Annotated in this window: 19 protein-coding genes; 9 read left to right on the top strand and 10 right to left on the bottom strand. The window is 65.7% G+C overall.

Translation table 11 applies throughout. The features are described 5' to 3' along the window. Window position 1 precedes the first annotated feature (1 nt). From LXN00_RS11705 to LXN00_RS11680, 6 genes are all read right to left on the bottom strand, one after another. A complete protein-coding gene (locus tag LXN00_RS11705) occupies window positions 2-529 on the bottom strand; it encodes a prepilin-type N-terminal cleavage/methylation domain-containing protein (RefSeq protein ID WP_234508426.1) in 528 nt (175 codons plus the stop codon). Window positions 530-1232: 703 nt separating this feature from the next. Beyond that, on the bottom strand, window positions 1233-1691 hold the full coding sequence (locus tag LXN00_RS11700) for a hypothetical protein (RefSeq protein WP_234508424.1): 459 nt from the start codon (window positions 1689-1691) through the stop codon (window positions 1233-1235). Continuing rightward, window positions 1691-2152: a type II secretion system protein gene (locus LXN00_RS11695; RefSeq protein ID WP_234508423.1), complete on the bottom strand. Its 462-nt coding sequence runs from the start codon at window positions 2150-2152 to the stop codon at window positions 1691-1693. Before LXN00_RS11695 ends, LXN00_RS11700 begins: the two co-directional genes overlap by 1 nt. Before the next feature lie 10 nt (window positions 2153-2162). Continuing rightward, window positions 2163-2579, bottom strand: coding sequence for a type II secretion system protein (locus LXN00_RS11690; RefSeq protein WP_234508421.1), 417 nt, complete (start codon window positions 2577-2579; stop codon window positions 2163-2165). After that, on the bottom strand, window positions 2576-4000 hold the full coding sequence (locus LXN00_RS11685) for an O-antigen ligase family protein (protein WP_234508464.1): 1425 nt from the start codon (window positions 3998-4000) through the stop codon (window positions 2576-2578). Before LXN00_RS11685 ends, LXN00_RS11690 begins: the two co-directional genes overlap by 4 nt. An 11-nt stretch (window positions 4001-4011) precedes the next feature. After that, window positions 4012-4362, bottom strand: coding sequence for a prepilin-type N-terminal cleavage/methylation domain-containing protein (locus tag LXN00_RS11680; RefSeq protein WP_234508419.1), 351 nt, complete (start codon window positions 4360-4362; stop codon window positions 4012-4014). Window positions 4363-4513: 151 nt separating this feature from the next. Between LXN00_RS11680 and LXN00_RS11675 the strand changes: the two genes are divergently transcribed. Then, the gene (locus LXN00_RS11675) at window positions 4514-5641 is read left to right on the top strand and encodes a VanW family protein (protein ID WP_234508417.1); all 1128 of its coding nucleotides are present in this window, start codon (window positions 4514-4516) and stop codon (window positions 5639-5641) included. Here the strand turns inward: LXN00_RS11675 and LXN00_RS11670 are convergent. Genes LXN00_RS11670 through LXN00_RS11655 form a run of 4 tightly spaced genes read right to left on the bottom strand, consistent with a single transcriptional unit; the run spans window position 5583 to window position 10734 of the window. Next, the gene (locus LXN00_RS11670) at window positions 5583-5843 is read right to left on the bottom strand and encodes a hypothetical protein (protein ID WP_234508415.1); all 261 of its coding nucleotides are present in this window, start codon (window positions 5841-5843) and stop codon (window positions 5583-5585) included. The two genes, LXN00_RS11675 and LXN00_RS11670, sit on opposite strands and share 59 nt — an antisense overlap. Beyond that, window positions 5843-8314: a type I DNA topoisomerase gene (topA, locus tag LXN00_RS11665; protein ID WP_234508412.1), complete on the bottom strand. Its 2472-nt coding sequence runs from the start codon at window positions 8312-8314 to the stop codon at window positions 5843-5845. Before topA ends, LXN00_RS11670 begins: the two co-directional genes overlap by 1 nt. Before the next feature lie 33 nt (window positions 8315-8347). Continuing rightward, on the bottom strand, window positions 8348-9676 hold the full coding sequence (locus LXN00_RS11660; RefSeq protein ID WP_234508410.1) for an acetyl-CoA hydrolase/transferase family protein: 1329 nt from the start codon (window positions 9674-9676) through the stop codon (window positions 8348-8350). Next, window positions 9673-10734: an alanine dehydrogenase gene (locus LXN00_RS11655; RefSeq protein ID WP_234508409.1), complete on the bottom strand. Its 1062-nt coding sequence runs from the start codon at window positions 10732-10734 to the stop codon at window positions 9673-9675. The genes LXN00_RS11660 and LXN00_RS11655 overlap by 4 nt, the downstream gene beginning before the upstream one ends. 86 nt (window positions 10735-10820) lie before the next feature. Between LXN00_RS11655 and LXN00_RS11650 the strand changes: the two genes are divergently transcribed. The 8 genes from LXN00_RS11650 to LXN00_RS11615 are packed head-to-tail and all read left to right on the top strand — an operon-like array spanning window position 10821 to window position 16822. Beyond that, on the top strand, window positions 10821-11297 hold the full coding sequence (locus tag LXN00_RS11650; RefSeq protein WP_234508407.1) for a DUF456 domain-containing protein: 477 nt from the start codon (window positions 10821-10823) through the stop codon (window positions 11295-11297). A gap of 3 nt (window positions 11298-11300) precedes the next feature. Then, complete coding sequence (locus tag LXN00_RS11645; RefSeq protein ID WP_234508405.1) at window positions 11301-11546, top strand: glutaredoxin family protein; 246 nt, start codon at window positions 11301-11303, stop codon at window positions 11544-11546. Window positions 11547-11561: 15 nt separating this feature from the next. Beyond that, on the top strand, window positions 11562-12401 hold the full coding sequence (lgt, locus tag LXN00_RS11640) for a prolipoprotein diacylglyceryl transferase (RefSeq protein ID WP_234508463.1): 840 nt from the start codon (window positions 11562-11564) through the stop codon (window positions 12399-12401). A gap of 9 nt (window positions 12402-12410) precedes the next feature. Then, window positions 12411-13772, top strand: coding sequence for a bifunctional UDP-N-acetylglucosamine diphosphorylase/glucosamine-1-phosphate N-acetyltransferase GlmU (glmU, locus tag LXN00_RS11635; RefSeq protein WP_234508403.1), 1362 nt, complete (start codon window positions 12411-12413; stop codon window positions 13770-13772). A 40-nt stretch (window positions 13773-13812) separates the two neighbouring features. Further along, window positions 13813-14037 (top strand): TatA/E family twin arginine-targeting protein translocase, encoded by a 225-nt coding sequence (locus tag LXN00_RS11630; RefSeq protein WP_234508401.1) that lies wholly within the window; start codon window positions 13813-13815, stop codon window positions 14035-14037. Continuing rightward, a complete protein-coding gene (gene tatC / locus LXN00_RS11625; protein ID WP_234508399.1) occupies window positions 14034-14777 on the top strand; it encodes a twin-arginine translocase subunit TatC in 744 nt (247 codons plus the stop codon). Before LXN00_RS11630 ends, tatC begins: the two co-directional genes overlap by 4 nt. Before the next feature lie 33 nt (window positions 14778-14810). Further along, window positions 14811-15878 (top strand): bifunctional 3-deoxy-7-phosphoheptulonate synthase/chorismate mutase, encoded by a 1068-nt coding sequence (locus LXN00_RS11620; protein ID WP_234508397.1) that lies wholly within the window; start codon window positions 14811-14813, stop codon window positions 15876-15878. Beyond that, complete coding sequence (locus LXN00_RS11615) at window positions 15878-16822, top strand: 4Fe-4S binding protein (RefSeq protein ID WP_234508395.1); 945 nt, start codon at window positions 15878-15880, stop codon at window positions 16820-16822. Before LXN00_RS11620 ends, LXN00_RS11615 begins: the two co-directional genes overlap by 1 nt. Window positions 16823-16836: the final 14 nt, after the last annotated feature.

Here is a 16836-nt window from a genome sequence, read left to right as displayed (position 1 = left end):
TTTATCCAGTGCGCAAGGCCACCACCACAGGTGGGAAACGGTAGTCACGTCCTCCTACCCGGAGGGTAAGGTTTTTGCCGTCTAGGACATTGAGGTCGCACGGGGCGTCCATCAGGTAAACCCTCTCGTCTTCGTAGCAGAAGGCGGCATTGGGAAGAAGGGCAGGGGCGAGGAGGTCCTGGAAGCCCGTATTCGTGCCGTTGCCGCAGCTATTTGCCGACCACAAGGCTCTTTGGAGGCGGCCCGCTTGCAGGCGGTACTGCACACAGAGGGGGTTTGGGGAAGCGCTCACCTGGACCACAAAGCCTGTAGAGCTAGCGTTGGTAAGGCCGACGCTGGTGGCGCTGCGCAGATCCTTGCCCAGGTAGCCCCTGAGGTCCGCCATGAGGGCTTGGGCCTGTAGGAGGCTTCCCTCCTCTTGGCTTCGCATACCGGAGAGGAGAAGGGTGGAAAGGGCTAGGGCTAGAAGGCCAGCCAGGAGCATGGCGACGGCCAGCTCCGCAAGGGTTAGACCCTGTTGCTTCACCACCTCACCTCGCAAGAGTTTACCGAATACTCCCTGCCCAGCGCATCGCGCAGGCGGAGGTTGAAGGTGTAGGTAGTGTTCCGTGAGAAGTTCCTGGAAAACCGCAAGCGGATTTGGGTAGAGGTGAGTAAGGAAAGGGGCGAAGCAAAGCTAGCGAACCCGCTTCCTGAGGCGTAGGTCCCGCTGTAGTGGATTAGGAACAGCGGGGCCACTTGCCGAATTTCTCGCAGCTGTTGGTTTGAAGGGGTCTGTGGGGACCAGCTTAGGGAAAAGGCAATATAAGTGTTGCCTGTGGAAGGTAAGGTGAAGACAACCTGCCTGCGGTTTCCACCTGGGGCGCAGCTTCCCGCTATTGGGGTAGGGCCCGAGGAGGCCACCGCCACCTGGGTTACCTCGGCTAAAAGTTGGCTTCCTTCGTATACCCTTATTGTGCTGATGATTCGGGAAATGCCAGAAAGCGTTTCGCTTCTAGAACTCTGGCAAACCTGATAGGTTTTTCCTCCCAACGTGAGGCTTTGGGTAGTGGGGCAGTTGGGAAAAGGGTCATTGTTTTCCAGGACGGTTTCTGCTACGAATAGTCCTTCCTGGGAAGCTTGCGTGGCGCTACCACTACGGATCGTGGAGGATAGGGCGTCTACCACCAATAGGAGAAGCGACAGGAGAAGTAGGGCTAAAGCAGCTTCAACAAGGCTAAAACCCTTGGGGCTCATGGGACTACCTCCCATTCTTCCACCACGTCATCCGTGGCGTTGTAGACAGCCCTTACCTGGGCTACCACCCCATCGCTCTCGCCCACGGCGTTGATGGTAAAACGCCTTTTGCCCCCAGTATTGGTTTGGGAAATGGCGCAGTTTATTCCCCCTAGGCTTCCCGTACTGTAGCAGTACCTTCCCACGTAATCTCCGGCGCTGGAGGTACAGGGTGAGGAGGTTTGGCATACCAGTACGGGCTGGGCGGCGTAGGTGGGGTTGTTGGGGTTTGCTTGGATGAAGGCGATGGCCTCCCACGCTCCCGCTTCCGCCAGGTAGAGGGCCTGTAGACCTGCCTGGGACCTCAGGGTCCTTTCCGCATTGAGGCGGGCAAGAAGGGAGTAGGGGAGGACGAGGACGCCCAAAAACACCAGGATCAACGCCACCAGTAGGAGGAGATAGCCCCTTTCCCCCATCAGAACTCCCCCTGGCAATAGGCGCTTATCCCGGAGGTATAAGGGCGGAATACCACGATGCGGGCCTCCGGTTGGGTGGCGGGGTTCCCCGCTTGGGCCAGCTGGCCAAAGGGGTTGTACCCGTCCATGCAGTACTCCCGCCCTGGCCGGTAGCGGAGGATGATTTGGTAGTTGTAGGGGCCATAAGGGTTTCGCTTTAGGAAAGGCTCTTCCCAGGTATCCTTCTTATAAGGCGAGTCCAGCGCTTCCCAGACCTCATCTAGCCCCGGAGGGCGCCCAAGCTTGACGGTGAGGATGCGCACGGTGGAGTTCAGGGCCATGAGGGTCTGGCGCGCCGCAGCCTTTTCCGCCTCCTGGGATAGGTCTACAAACTTGGGAACGGCGATGGCGGCGAGAAGCCCCAAAATGACCAGCACCAGGGCAAGCTCTGTCAGGGTAAAGCCACGGCCTTTGGCCCGCATGTCCTGTTCCTCACTCTAGCGTATCCGGGTGCCCGCGAAAGCAGCGAATGGGCACGGTAACCGTGGTGGAGCTCACCGCGATGAGAAAGACCGAGCAGGCCTCGTCCGCATACAGGTAAGCCAGACGTTCCCCGGCGTTGCAGGCGGCGTTGTGGTTATGGTCCCAGTAGGCCACGGTGGTTCCAGAGGGGCAGGAAGAGGAAAGCCTAAGATCCTGGGGGTTTCCCAAAAGGGCTTTGAGTTGGTTCCATGTGGGTACGGTTCTGTTTTGGGCGATGAAGATGGCGTAGGCGGAGCGGAGGTTCCTTAGAACCTCTTGTTGCTGGGCTTTGCGAGCTTCGGCCTGGAGGTCCAGGTAGCGAGGCACAGCCACAGCGGCGAGGATGCCTACTACTAGGAGGACAAGGGCGAGCTCTACTAGGGTCAAGCCTTTTGCCATGTTTCGTCCCGTACCCAGAATGCGCCCAAGGCAAGAAGGGCGATGGGGGTGACGTGGACGCTATCGTACCAGGTAAGCCCATAAAGGATATACCCGACCAGGACGAGGACCCATGGGAGCCTGTCCCAAGAGGCCTGGCCGAGGGTGAGGCCGAGCCATAGAAGATAGGCGAGGCCCCCTAGAATGCCCACCGACAAGATGAGGTCCAGCACCAGGTTGTGGGCCTTGGCGTAGGGGGACGGGGCGAGGAGACGAAGGCCTTTGGCGTCTTCCAGGTAAATAAGGCGGTCCTCGCCTTGGATAACCCGCACGGGGGGCGTGAGGGCGATGGGCATCTGGTCTTGCTCCTTCCCGTTCCAGTCTACGGCGTAGGGGTAAGCTCGGGCGAACCCATCAAAACCCCAACCCAAAAGGGGCCGTAGGGGTAAGGCTTCCAGAGCCTTTTGCCAAAGCTCCAGCCGACCAGAACTGAAGGCGTTGGCCTCGGCGAAATCTGCGCCCAGCTCGGCAAAAAACCTTCGGAATTCCACGAGATGGAGGTGGGTTGCTCCCCAGTAAACGCCGAAGGTAAGGGCTCCGGCGGCGAGGAGCCTCCAGACCCCAGGGGTTCGCATGGGACGTGCCCAAAACAGCCCCAGGGAGAGGAGGGGTACCCAAAGGGCGAGCCATCCGCCACGGGTTTGCGTGAACCAGAGGGCGAGGCTTCCCAGGGCGAAGAGGAAGAGGAGCCGCCGGCTTGGCTTACCCAGGTAATGCCCGACCACGAAAAGCCCAAGCAAAGCGAGAACCCCAGCGGCGTGCCCCCGGTGGGAGGTGAGGCCGATGGGCATCTGCCCTTGGTGCACGCCGGAGGCGGTGGCCTTGGGGTTTTCTTGGCACTGGGTTTTGGCTTCGTCAAAGCACCTTACGTACGTTTGGCCTTGGGTGTGCGTATAGTCCAGCTTCCAGTTCCAGACCTGGGGGAATATGGCCAGGGTATGCAGACCCAAGCCGAGGAAAAGCGTGGCTGCGAGGCGCTTGGGGGAAACGAGGCCCGTTTTTAGGGCCAGGTAGGTCGCCCAGGCGAAGGCCACCCCTAGCGCCCAAAACCGCAGCCCATCCCCCACGCTGGAATACCCGGTAAAGCTCCAGATGGGTTGGGGCGAAAGGAGCGTGGCGGCGATGCCTGAAAGGAGAAAGCCCAAAGAGGCGAGGAGGGCCAAGCCCTCGCTTCCAAGGTGGGGCAGGCGGCTTTTCCGGACGAGCACCCCGAGGAGCGTCAAGAGGACGAAGGCGGCCATTCCAGCCTCTCGTGGAGCGTTCCAGATGGCCTCGTGCCCCTGGCCCCAAGGGTTGATGGCGGTGAGGCCTGCGAACAGGCTCAGTAAAAGAACCCCCTCGAGGAGGGTAGGCCTCGAGGGGGTGCCCATAGCCACGAGGATCAGTTGATTGCGTAGCTGAGAGTGACGGTCTTGGTGCCTCGGGTGATGGTCAGCGTGTCGTTAGTGGCATTGCAGCTTACACTCGTTCCCCCATCGCTGGAAGTCCAGGTATTTCCGCTGGCTGAGCCACCTTCCAAGTTAGCGAAGATCTGAGCACAGGTGGGGACGCCTTTGGCCTGAACAGTGGCGATAGCGTAAGCGGAGCGCACTGCAGCTGCGGTAGCGTTGACATTGGCTTCGTTGGCTTGGTCGGTGAGGTCCACAAACCGCGGCACGGCGATGGCCACCAGGATCCCGATGATGACGATTACGATAGCGAGCTCTATCAGCGTGAAGCCTTTTGCCTTCATCTCTGCACCTCCCTTACAGGTCCCAGTATGGGCGTGGCGTGTGAAAACGGTGTGAAAGCTGGGACCTAGGCCGGAGATTACCATGGGGTTGCGAGGGGCGCAAGGGGCATCCTTCACAGGGCTTTCACCGGGGGCGTGCTACCCTTGGGGCATGCGCCAGGGGCTATGGCTTCTTCTCCTTCTCGGGCTTGGCGGGGCCTGGGGGCAGGGTTCGCCTCTGGAGGCTCTTTTGGTGCTTCAGGAGGACGTTATAGAGGAGGGGAGGCTTGTGGCCTACACGGGGGTAGAGCGTTACCCCGTGGCCTCGGAGGCGGAGCTAAAAGCCCTCCTCAAGCGCCTCGCCCGCCCACCCCGCCCGCCCCGCTTTGTCTACCAGGAAGGCCGGTGGCGGGGGGTGGAGAAGAAGGGGCTCGCCTTTGACGAAGCTTTGGCCCTACAGGCCTACCGGGAAGCCCTGGGCCAAGGGAAGAAGAGCTTCCGGCTTCCCGTACGCTACACCCCGCCAAGCCCAAGCCTAAAGGACCTTTACGCCCTGGGGGTGCGGGAGCACCTGGCCACGGGAGAGACGGACTTCAGGGGGTCCAGCCGGGAGCGGGCCCATAACCTCCTTCTCGCCTCCAGCAGGCTGGACGGCCTCCTCATCCCCAGAGGGACCTTCTCCTTCAACCAGGCCCTGGGGCCCATCACGGAGGAGGAAGGCTACAAGGAGGCCTTCGTCATCGTGGGGGACCGCACGGAGGAGGGGGTGGGGGGCGGGGTGTGCCAGGTGTCCACCACCCTTTTCCGCGCCTTCTTCTTCGCCGGCCTGCCCATCCTGGAGCGCCACGCCCACAGCTACCAGGTGGCCTACTACAAGCCCCCCGGCCTGGATGCGGCGGTCATCCAGCCCTACAAGGACCTAAAGGCCCTAAACGACACCCCGGGGCACATCCTGGTCCAGCGCTCCGTGGTGGGCACCAAGCTCCGCTTCCACCTTTTCGGGACCAAGGACCGGGAGGTTTCCTGGGAGGGCCCCTTCCTCAGCGAGCGCAAGCCGCCCCTTCCCCCCAAGGAGGTCCTGGACCCGTCCTTGCCCCCGGGCGTGCGCAAGCAAGTGGATTTCGCCGCCGAAGGGGCCCGGGTGGAGGTACGGCGCAAGGTGCGCTACGCCGACGGCCGGGTGCGGGAGGACCGCTTTGTAAGCGTCTACCGCCCCTGGGGGGCGGTCTATCTCGTGGGGCCTAGCCCCACTCCAAAAGCACCGCCCGTTCCACCGGCAGGAGGCGGTGGGGCTCCGTGACCCGGGCGGCTTCCCCTTTTCTGAGGTGCAGGTAGCGCCCCTCGGGGAGGTCTATGACGAGCTCCCCTTCCAAGAGAAGGTAAAAAGCGACCCCTTGGCGCTCTTCCGCCTCGAGGAGGGGGTAGGCCTTGAGGGGGGTGCCCGGCACCTCCACCCTTTCCGCCCGGGCCAGGCGCAGGAGGTGGAGCTTGTAGCTTTCCATCAGGCGGGGGCCACCTCCTTCTTGGCCCGGCCCTTTTGCATCCGGAGCTTAAAGAGGGCCCGCTTGGCCAAGGCGGCTTCCTCTGGGGAAAGCTTCTTCCCCTGGGCTAAGGCCTCCACCGCCTGGCGTTCTTCCTCCTTCAGGCTTGGGAGAAAAGCCTTTAAGGCCTCAAAGTCCTGGGGGAGTTTGGGGGCGCTTGGGGCCTTTCGCTTGCCCTTGGCGGGGCCTGGGGTTTTGGGGGCGGGAAGGAGCTTGGGGTCGTGCGCCGGGCAGCCCGGGTTGATGCAGGCGCCCTCCCCCTTTTTGACCAAAGGCCAGCCGCAGCTTGGGCAGGTTTGGTCCAGGAGGGGATAGAAGGAGAGGAAATCGCAGGCGTTTTCCTCGCACTTGTAGTAGGGCTTGCCCCGCTTGCTCCTTTTTTCCAGTACCCGGCCGCCGCACTTGGGGCAGGTGTGCCCCGTGGGCCGGCCATCGTCCCGGGTGTAGTCGCACGCCGGGTAGCCCGAGCAGGCGATGAAGCTCCCGTAGCGGCCTTCCTTGCGCAGAAGGGGCTTGCCGCACTTGGGGCAGGCTTCCCCTATGGGCTCCGCCTCCCGCTTTTCCAGGGGCTCGGTGTAGGTGCACTCCGGGTAGCCGGTGCAGCCCAGGAACTGCCCGTAGCGGCTCACCTTGAGCTCCAAGGGGCGGCCGCACCGGGGGCAGGTCTTCTTGGGCACCTGGGCCAGTTCCCCCAAGAAGGGCTCGTAGAACTCCCAGACCACCTGGGGCCAAGGGGCCTTGCCCTCCTCCACCTGGTCCAGGCGGTCTTCCATGCGGGCGGTGAACTCGTAGGCCACCACCTGGGGGAAGCGCTCCTTCAGGTAATGGGTCACCTCCCGGCCCAAGGGGGTGGGGAGGAGGGTGCGCCCCCTGCGCTCCACGTACCCACGTTTTTCCAAGGTTTCCAGGGTGGGGGCGTAAGTGGAGGGGCGGCCGATGCCCAGCTCCTCCATGGTCTTCACCAGGCTGGCGTCCGTGTAGCGGGGCGGGGGCTCGGTGAAGCGCTCTTCGGGGGTGATTTCCAGAAGCTGGGCCTCGGAGCCTTCCGGCACCGGGGGCACCGGGGGTTCCTCGTCCTCTTCCTCCTTGCCCCAGGCCTTCAGGTAGCCCTCAAACTTGAGCACCGAGCCCGAGGCACGGAAGAGGAGGCGGGGGGTTCCTTGGCCCTCGAGGACCACCGCCGTCTGCTCGTAGAGGGCGTCCTTCATCTGGCTCGCCAAAAACCGCCGCCAGATGAGGTCGTAGAGGCGGTACTCCTCCTCAGAAAGGTACTTGCGCACGCTTTCCGGGGTGCGCCTTGGGTCGGTGGGACGGATGGCCTCGTGGGCATCCTGCACGCCTTCCTTGCGGTTTTTGTAGACCCGGGGGGCCTCGGGGAGGAAGCTTGGCCCGAAGCGCTCGGCGATGACCTCCCGGGCCAGGGCCAGGGCCTCGGGGGAGATGCGCACCGAGTCCGTGCGCATGTAGGTGATGAGGCCCACGGTGCCCTCGGGGAGGTCCACCCCCTCGTAGAGGCGCTGGGCAATGCGCATGGTGCGGCTTGCCGTGTAGCCCAAGCGGCTGCTTGCCGCTTGCTGGAGGGTGGAGGTGGTGAAGGGGGGCGGGGGGGACTTGCGCCTTTCCTTCACCTCCACCCGGACCACCCGGTAGGGGCGCTTCCGGGCCTCCTCCGCCAGGGCCTTGGCCTCCGCCTCCGTCTTGAGGTGGAGCTTCCCCTCCTTCTCCCCTTGCCCCGCCCAAAGGCGCTTGCCGTCCACCTCGTGGAGGAGGGCGGGGAAGGTCTTTCCCGCCGCCTGGAAGAGGCCTTTGAGGAGCCAGTACGCCTCCCGTTGGAAGGCCTCAATCTCCTCCTCCCGCTCCACCACAAGCCTCAGGGCCACGCTCTGCACCCGGCCGGCGGAGAGGGCCCGCTTGCGGAACTCCAGGGAGAGGAGGGGGGAGAGGTTGTAGCCCAAGAGGCGGTCCAAGACCCGGCGGGCCTGCTGGGCGTCCACCAGGTTCTGGTCAATGGGGCGGGGGTGTTCCACCGCTTGGCGCACCACCTTGGGGGTGATCTCGTGGAACTCCACCCGGATGGGCTCTTGGGGGTTGCGGCCCAAAAGCCTCGCCACGTGCCAGCCGATGGCCTCCCCTTCCCGGTCGGGGTCGGTGGCGATGAGGAGGCGCTTGCCCTGGGCCGCCCGCTTGAGCTCCTCCACCACGGGCTTCTTGTCCTTCTTCACCTCGTAGGTGGGGGCGAAGTCCCGCTCCACGTCCACGCCCAAATCCCGCTCGGGGAGGTCGGCCACGTGGCCGCGGCTTGCCCGCACCTCGTAGGCGGGGCCCAGCATCTTCTGGATGCTCTTGGCCTTGGCGGGGGACTCCACCACCACCAAGGTGGTGGCCCCGCCCTTGGCCGGTGCGCTGGTCCCTTGCGTGCGCTTCTTCGGCATCGCCCCCTATTTAGGGGGGTGGGGGCGGGGTTGTCAAGAGTTGGGCCCGCTTTTGCCCTTCAGGTCGGCGCCGGGGTAGCTCCGGGGAAGGAGCTTCCTTTCCCAGGCGGCCCGGGTGAGCTCTTCCCGGAAGTCGGGGTGGGCGACCTCTATGAGGGCCTTGGCCCTTTCCCGCAAGGAGCGGCCGAAAAGCTCGGCGATACCCCACTCCGTCACCACGTAGTGCACGTCGGCCCGGGTGGTCACCACCCCCGCCCCTGGCCGGAGGTAGGGGACGATGCGGCTATGCCCCTTGGCGGTGGAGGGGAGGGCGATGATGGGCTTGCCCCCCTCGCTCCGGGCCGCTCCCCGGATGAAGTCCAACTGGCCGCCGAAGCCCGAGTAGATGCGGGTGCCGATGGAGTCCGCCACCACCTGGCCCGTGAGGTCCACCTCAATGGCGGAGTTGATGGCCACCATCTTGCGGTTTTGCGCCACCACGAAGGGGTCGTTCACGTAGTCGGCGGGGTGGAGCTCAAAGAGGGGGTTGTCGTGGACGAAGCGGTAAAGCCTTTCCGAGCCCAGGACGAAGGTGCCGATGATCTTGCCCGGGTGGAGGGTCTTCTTGGCCCCGGTGATGAGGCCCTTTTCCCAGGCCTCGAGGACCCCGTCGGAGATCATCTCCGTGTGCACGCCCAAGTCCCGCCGCCCCGAGAGGCTGGCCAAGACGGCGTCGGGGATGGCCCCGATGCCCATCTGCAGGGTGGCCCCGTCCTCAATGAGGCTCGCCACGTGCTCCCCGATTTTCCGCTCCACCTCGCCGAAGCCTTCCCGCTTTAGCTCGGGCAGGGGCCAGTCCACCTCCACGATGGCGGTGAGGCGGGACACGTGGACGAAGGTGTCCCCCAGGGTTCTCGGCATCCTGGGGTTCACCATGGCGATCACGATGGGGGCCGCCTCCACCGCCGCCTTGGTGGCGATCACCTCCACCCCCAAGGAGCAGAAGCCGTGCTCGTCCGGCGGGGATACCTGGATGATGGCGGCGTCCAGGGGCAGGATGCGCCTTTTGAAGAGCCAGGGCACTTGGTGGAGCATGATGGGCACGTAGTCCGCCCGGCCCTGGTTCACCGCTTCCCGGTCCGCCGGGCCCACGAAGAGGGAGCGGCGGCGGAAGTGCCCCTCCATCTCGGGGCTTGCGAAGGGGTCTTCCCCCATCTGGAGGAGGTGGACGAGCTCCACCCCTTCAAGCTCGTCCTTGCGGGCGGCGAGGGCCTTGAGGAGGGGCGTGGGGGTGGCGGCGTTGCCGGAAACGAAGACCCGCATCCCCGAGCGGATGAGGGTCACGGCGTCCTCGGGGGAGGTGAGCTTCTTGCGGTAGCTCATTCTAGGTGGCCTCCTTTCTGGCCCAGGAGGAGGTAGGCCCCTTGGCGCAGGGCGGGGACCTTAAGGGGGTCCTCCTCCACCTGGAGCAGGAAGGGAAGGAGCGTGGCGGTGAGGGCGTGGCTCGCCGTGCGGGGTACCAGGGCGGGGACGTTGGGCAGGCAGAAGTGGGTGACGCCGAGCTCCTGGTAGATGCCAAGTCGGCTCGTTTCCGCCACGCCCCCTTGGTCAATGGCGAAGTCCAAGAGCACCGAGCCCCGGCGCATGCGGGAAAGGAGCTCCCGGCTGAGGAGCACGGGGGCCCTTTCCCCCGGCACCGCCACCGCCCCCACCAGGACGTCGGCGAAGGCCACGTACCGCTCCAGGCGGCTTTGGGTGACCAGGGCGGTGATGGCCCCGGGGGCCTCCCGGCTCGCCTCCTCCAGGGCGGAAAGCTCCTTGTCCAGGAGGTAGACGGAAGCCCCGGCCCCCAGAAAGGCCCGGGCCGCCGCCCGGCCCAGGGTGCCCGCCCCCAGGATGACCACGTCCGCCGGGGGGATGCCGGGGAGGCCGGAGAGGAGCATGCCCGGGCCCAGGGGGGCCTCGAGGAGCCTCCCCGCAATCTGCGGGGCCATGCGCCCGGCGATCTCGCTCATGGCCTTGAGGATGGGGCGCTTGGCGCCTTCCCCGATGAGCTCGTAGCCGATGGCGCTAAGGCCCTTTTCCGCCATGGCCTCCAGGAGACCCGTTTCCGCCACCGCCAGGTGCAGGAAGCCCATGAGGGTGGCCCCGGGGCGCAGGAGGGCGATCTCCTCGAGGGTGGGCCGCCCCACCTTGAGCACCACCTCGCCCCGGCCGAAGGCCTCCTCCCGGCTCACCAAGGTGGCCCCTGCCTCCTCGTAGGCCTCGTCCGGGAAGCCCGCCCGTTCCCCGGCCCCCCGCTCCACGTAGACCCGGTGGCCCCGGGCCACGAGCTCCCGCACCCCTTGAGGGGTGAGGGCCACCCGGCCTTCCCGCACCTCCTCCCCAAGCGAAGGGGGGATTTTTAGGCGCGTCCGTTCCTTGGGTAGGCCAAAGTCCATACCGCCTCCTACCCCTGAGCTTACGGCCTTTAGGGGTGGCGGATGTCCCTTGCCCTTCTCATCTCCCCTTGCCCTAGGCTTGGGCCGTGGAGGCCTTTGCGGACTGGCTCTTCGTGGTCCTTTGGGTGGCGGGGGTTCTCCTCACCTTCGTGCCCTTCGTGCCCGCCACCTTGGTGATCCTTTTCGCCGCCTTCGTGCACGAGCTCCTCTTGGGTTTCCGGGAGCTTTCCCTGGGGCTTTGGCTTGGCCTCGGTGCCCTGGCCCTTTTGGCCATGACCCTGGACAACCTGGCGGCCCTCTGGGGGGCCAGGCGCTACGGGGCGGGCCGGGCGGGGTTATGGGGGGCCTTTCTGGGGGGCGTCCTGGGCCTTTTCCTGGGGGTGGTGGGGGTCTTGGTGCTCCCCTTCCTCCTGGCCTTTTTCTTGGAGTACCTGGCGGGCCGAAAGCCGGAGGAGGCCCTGAGGGCCGCCTGGGGCACCCTGGTGGGCCTCATGGGGGGCGTGGTGGCCAAGGTCCTCGTCCACCTGGCCATGGGCCTCTTGGTGGTCCGGGCCGTCTTCTAGCGTATGCTTGAGGGCATGGAGCTTGTCTTCGTCACCCGCCAGGGGTGCGGGCTTTGCGAGAAGGCGGAAAGGGCCCTCTGGACCTTGGGAGTGCCCTACGTCCGCCGGGATGTGGACCAAGACCCGGAGCTTTTCCGCCTCTATACCTTCCGGGTCCCCGTGCTCCTCCTAGGGGATGAGGTGCTTTTGGAGGGGGCTTTTGGGGAAAAGGAGCTCGTGGCCCTGATAAAAGAGCGCCTAAAGGGGTGAGCCATGGACCCCACGATGATCCAGATCGGACCCTTGCGCATCCAGTGGTACGGCTTCCTCCTGACCCTCGCCATCTTTATCGGCTTTGAGCTCGCCAAGCGCCGCCTGAAGGCGTGGGGCTTGGATGCGGAGCGGTTTGAAACCGTGGCCTTTTGGGCGGTGGTCTTTGGGGTGGTGGGGGCCAGGCTCGGCTACGTCCTCACCTCCCCCGGCTACTTCCTGCAAAACCCCCTGGAGGTCCTTTACGTCTGGCATGGGGGGCTTTCCTTCCACGGGGCGGTTTTGGGCGGGGCGCTGGTCTTCTTCTACTACCACCGGAAAAAGGGCTACCCCCTTTGGCCCTACCTGGACGCCGCCACCCCCGGGGTGGCCTTGGGGATCATCGCCGGGCGGATCGGCAACCTCATGAACGGCTCGGACACCGTGGGCCGCCTGACCACCTTGCCCATCGGCTTCACCTGGCCGGAGTGGGCCAAGGGGTTTCCCGGGGTCTGCCCGGGGGTTGACGACATCTCCCAGGTCTACCGGTGCGCCGAGCTCTTAAGGGGGCCCGTCCACCTCACCCAGGTCTACGGGGCCTTGGTGGGGGTTATCCTCCTCCCCCTTTCCCTCTACTGGCTGCGGAAAAACCCCTTCCCCGGCTACGCCTTCTGGAACTTCCTCCTTTGGTATAGCGTCCTCCGCTCCGTCTTGGAAGAGCCTTTCCGCCTGAACCCCCTTTGGCTTCCCGTCTACCGCAACGACGAGCTGGGCATCGGCCTCTTCACCGCCACCCAGGTGGTGAGCCTGCCCCTCATCCTCTTGTCCCTCTACATGCTTAGGCGCCTGGGCCAGGGAAAGGTGGCCTCGGGGTAGCATAGCCTTATGCATGCGCACGTGATCCTGGCCGCAGGGCAGGGGACCAGGATGAAGTCCCGCCTGCCCAAGGTCCTGCACCCCCTTTTGGGCAAGCCCATGCTCCTATACGCCGTGGAAACCGCCTTGGCCCTGGGCCCGGAAAGGCTTGTGGTGGTGGTGGGCCACGGGGCGGAGGAGGTGGAGGCGGCCCTAAGGGGCTACCCGGTGGAGACGGTCCGCCAGGAGGCGCAGCTCGGCACCGCCCACGCTCTCTTGCAGGCGGAGGCTCTCCTTAAGGACTTCGCCGGCCCCTTTTTGGTGACCCAGGGGGATACCCCCCTCCTTTCCCCGGAAACCCTAAAGGCCCTACTGGCCAAGGTGGCGGAAGGGGCGGGGATGGCCCTCCTCACCGTGGAACTGGAAAACCCCACGGGCTATGGCCGCATCCTCAGGGATGGGGAAGACGTGGTGGCCAACGTGGAGGAGAAGGACGCTTCCCCCGAGGTCAGGGCCATCCGGGAGGTGAACGCCGGGGCCTACGCCTTTGACGGCTTCCTCTTCCAGGCCCTCAAGGAGGTGAAAAACGAAAACGCCGCCCAGGAGTACTACCTCCCCGACCTCATCGCCATCTACCGGGCCCACGGCAAGCGGGTGGTGGCGGTGCGGGGCGAGGCGGCGGAGGCTTTGGGGGTGAATACCCGCGAGGAGCTGGCCCGGGTGGAGGGGGTGCTCTTGGCCCGCCTGCGCGCCGAGTGGATGCGAAGGGGCGTGCGCATGGTCCTCCCCGAAACCATCTACCTGGAGCCCTCGGTGGAGCTCGCCCCCGACGTGACCCTCTGGCCTGGGGTGGTGCTTAAGGGGAGGACGCGGATCGGGGAGGGGTGCGAGGTGGGGGCGTACGCCCTCCTGGAGGACACCACCCTGGAACCCGGGGCCAAGGTCCACGCCCACACCGTGGTCCAGGGGGCCCACCTCTTCCCGGGAGCCGACGCCGGGCCCTTGGCCCGGCTCCGCCCCGGGGCGGTGCTCAAGGAGGGGGTCCACGTGGGGAACTTCGTGGAGGTGAAGAATAGCCTCCTCCACCCCGGGGTCAAGGCGGGGCACCTGGCCTACCTGGGGGATGCGGAGGTGGGGGAGGGGACCAACGTGGGGGCGGGGGTCATCACCGCCAACTACGACGGCAAGCGCAAGCACAAGACGCTGATCGGCAAAAACGCCTTCATCGGCTCCAATAGCGTCCTGGTGGCCCCGGTGCGGGTGGGGGATGGGGCCATGGTGGGGGCGGGGAGCGTCATCACCCACGACGTGCCGGAGGACGCCTTGGCCGTGGCCCGGGGGCGGCAGCGGAACCTCGAGGGCTACGCCAAGCGGAAGCGGGAGGAGGGCTAGGGCTTCATTCCTCCTTCAGGAGGGGTGCTAAACTGGGGCTATGAACCTGGGCATGCCGGAAATCCTGGTGATCCTGGTGGTGGCCCTCCTCATCTTCGGGCCCAAGAAGCTTCCTGAGCTGGGCCGCTCCTTGGGCCAGAGCATCCGGGAGTTCAAGCGGGGGGCGCAGGAGATCCGCGAGGAGCTGGAGAAGGCGGTGGACGTGAAGGAAGAGGTGAAGCCTAAGGCGGAGCCCGCCCCGGCCAAGGAGGAGCCCAAAGCTTGAAGGAAGCCCCGTTGGTGGAACACCTGGAGGAGCTTAGGGCCCGGCTCCTCTGGGCGCTTTTGTCCTGGGCGGTGGGCACGGGGGTGGCCTGGTCCTTCCGGGTGCAGCTTTTGGACTGGCTCAAGCGCCCCTTGGACCTGGCGGCCAAGCAGAACGGCATCCAGGTGAACCTCATCGTCCTGGACATCACCGAGCCCTTTTTGGTCTCCTTGAAGGTGGCGGCCTTCGGCGGCCTGGTCCTGGCCTTGCCCTTCATCGTCTACCAGGTCTGGGCCTTCATCGCCCCGGGGCTATACGAGCACGAGAAGCGCTTGGCGGGCCCTTTTCTCTTAGGGGCGGGGTTTAGCTTCGCCCTGGGGGCCCTTTTCGCCTACTACGGCTTCCTGCCCTTCGCCATCCCCTTCCTCTTGGGCTTTCTGGGGGATGTGGTCACCCCCCAGATCTCCATCGGCCGCTACATGGGCCAGGTCCTCATGATGATGACCGTCATGGGCCTGGTCTTTGAGATGCCCGTGGTGAGCTACCTCCTGGCCCGCTTGGGCCTCCTCTCCTCCGCCTTCCTGGCCCGGAACTGGCGGGTGGCCGTGGTCCTCCTCCTCAGCCTGGCGGCGGTCATCACCCCCACGGTGGACGTGGTTTCCCTCTCCATCGTCACCCTGCCCCTTCTCGTCCTCTACTGGGTTTCCGTCCTGGTGGCCCGCTTGGCCGAGCGGCAAAGGCCCAAGGAAGAAGCCGCTTGACACCCGAAGGGGCTTTGCCCCATAGAATAGCCCATGGACGAGCGCATCCTGGCCCTGCGCAAAGAGGTGGACCGGGTGAACCGGGAGTTGCTTCGCCTCCTTTCCGAGCGGGGAAGGCTGGTGCAGGAGATCGGCCGCATCCAGACCGAGCTTGGCCTCCCCCACTACGACCCCAAGCGGGAGGAGGAGATGCTTGCCTACCTCACGGCGGAAAACCCCGGCCCCTTTCCCAACGAAACCATTCGCAAGCTCTTCAAGGAGATCTTCCAGGCGAGCCTGGACCTGGAAGAGCGCCAGGACCAGAAGAAGTTCCTCTACTCCAAAAAGCACAAGCCCGAGCCCACCCGGGTGCGGGTGAAGGGGGTGGTCTTTGGGGAGAGGCCGCTCCTCATCGCCGGGCCCTGCTCCATTGAGTCGGAGGAGCAGATGATGGAAACCGCCCGCTTCCTGGCGGGCCGGGGGGTTAGGGTGCTCCGGGGCGGGGCCTTCAAGCCCAGGACGAGCCCCTACGGCTTCCAGGGCCTGGGCCTCGAGGGCCTAAAGCTTGGCCGCAAGGCGGCGGACGCCTTCGGCATGGTCTTCGTCACCGAGGTCATGGACACCCGGGACGTGGAGCTCGTGGCGGAGTATGCGGACATCCTCCAAGTGGGGGCCCGCAACATGCAGAACTTCGCCCTCCTCAAGGAGGTGGGCCGCGCCGGGAAGCCGGTCCTCCTCAAGCGGGGGCTTTCCGCCACCATGGAGGAGTGGTTCTACGCCGCCGAGTACATCCTTTCCCAAGGAAACGAGCAGGTGATCCTGGCGGAAAGGGGCATCCGCACCTTTGAGCGCTGGACCCGGAACACCCTGGACCTCTCCGCCGTGGCCTTGGCCAAGCAGGAGACCCACCTCCCCGTCGTCGTGGACGTGACCCACGCCGCCGGGCGCACGGACCTCCTCGCCCCCTTGGCCCGGGCGGCCTTGGCCGTGGGGGCGGACGGGGTGCACGTGGAGGTGCACCCGAACCCCAAGGTGGCCCTCTCGGACAACCAGCAGCAGATGGACTTCGCCCAGTTTGACCGCTTCCTGGAGGCCATCCGGGACCTCCTCCCCGAGGGCTAATGGGCCTTTTGGACAACCTCCTCAACGCCTTCCTCAAGGCCACGGACCCCAGGCCCCGCTACACGGAGGCCCGCTGCCTCCTCTACAAGAACAGCGTGGGGGGGTGCGACCGCTGCTACCAGGCCTGTCCCAAGGGGGCGGTGCGTTTGGAGGGGTGGCGGGTGGAGCTGGACGAGGTCCTGTGCACGGGCTGCGGCCTCTGCACGGGGGTCTGCCCCGGCCTCGCCCTGGAGTACCCCTTGGGGGCCATCCAGGAGGCCCTGATCCGAGGGAAGGGACAGCTTCGGTGCTCCAAGGCGGAGGGGAAGGGGGAGGAGGTCCTTTGCCTGGGCCGGCTCACCCCCGGGCTTCTCGCCGAGGCGGGAAGCCGTTTCGGCCGGGTGGTCCTCGCCCGGGGGGACTGCGCCCGTTGCCCCATCGGGGGGCCCTCGGTGCCCGAGCACCTTAGGCGGATGGCGGAAGAGGCCCAGCGCTACTTCCCCGTGGTGGTGGAGGTGCGGGAAGGGGAGCTTCCCGGGGAGAAGGTGGGGAGGCGGGAGCTATTCCAGGCCCTTTTGGGAAGCGCCAAGCGCACCGCCGCTGACCTCGTCCCCGAGCTTCCCCTGCCCCAAGCGCCCGAGGAGGAAAAGGGCCTGCCGGCGGAGCTTCGCCTTCGCCTTCTCGCCGCTTCCCGGGCGGAGGCGGTGGCCTGGCCCAGCATCCGGGTGGAGGAGGGGTGCACCCTCTGCCCGGTCTGCACCAACGTCTGCCCCACGGGGGCGGTCTACCGGGTGCGGGAAGGGGAGGAGTACGTCCTGAGGCTCAGGGTGGAGGCCTGCACCGGGTGCGGGGCCTGCGTGGAAAGCTGCCCGCCCCAGGTGATCCGCCTCGAGGCCGCCCCCAAGGAGGCGCTGGGCCAAGAGCTAGAACTTTTCCGGGGCAAGCCCCCTTGGTACGACCTTTGAACCTGGTATAATCC

The sequence above is a fragment of the Thermus brockianus genome (assembly GCF_021462505.1).
GTDB classification, from domain to species: Bacteria; Deinococcota; Deinococci; order Deinococcales; family Thermaceae; genus Thermus; species Thermus hydrothermalis.
This window is presented reverse-complemented; position numbering and strand designations above follow the sequence as displayed.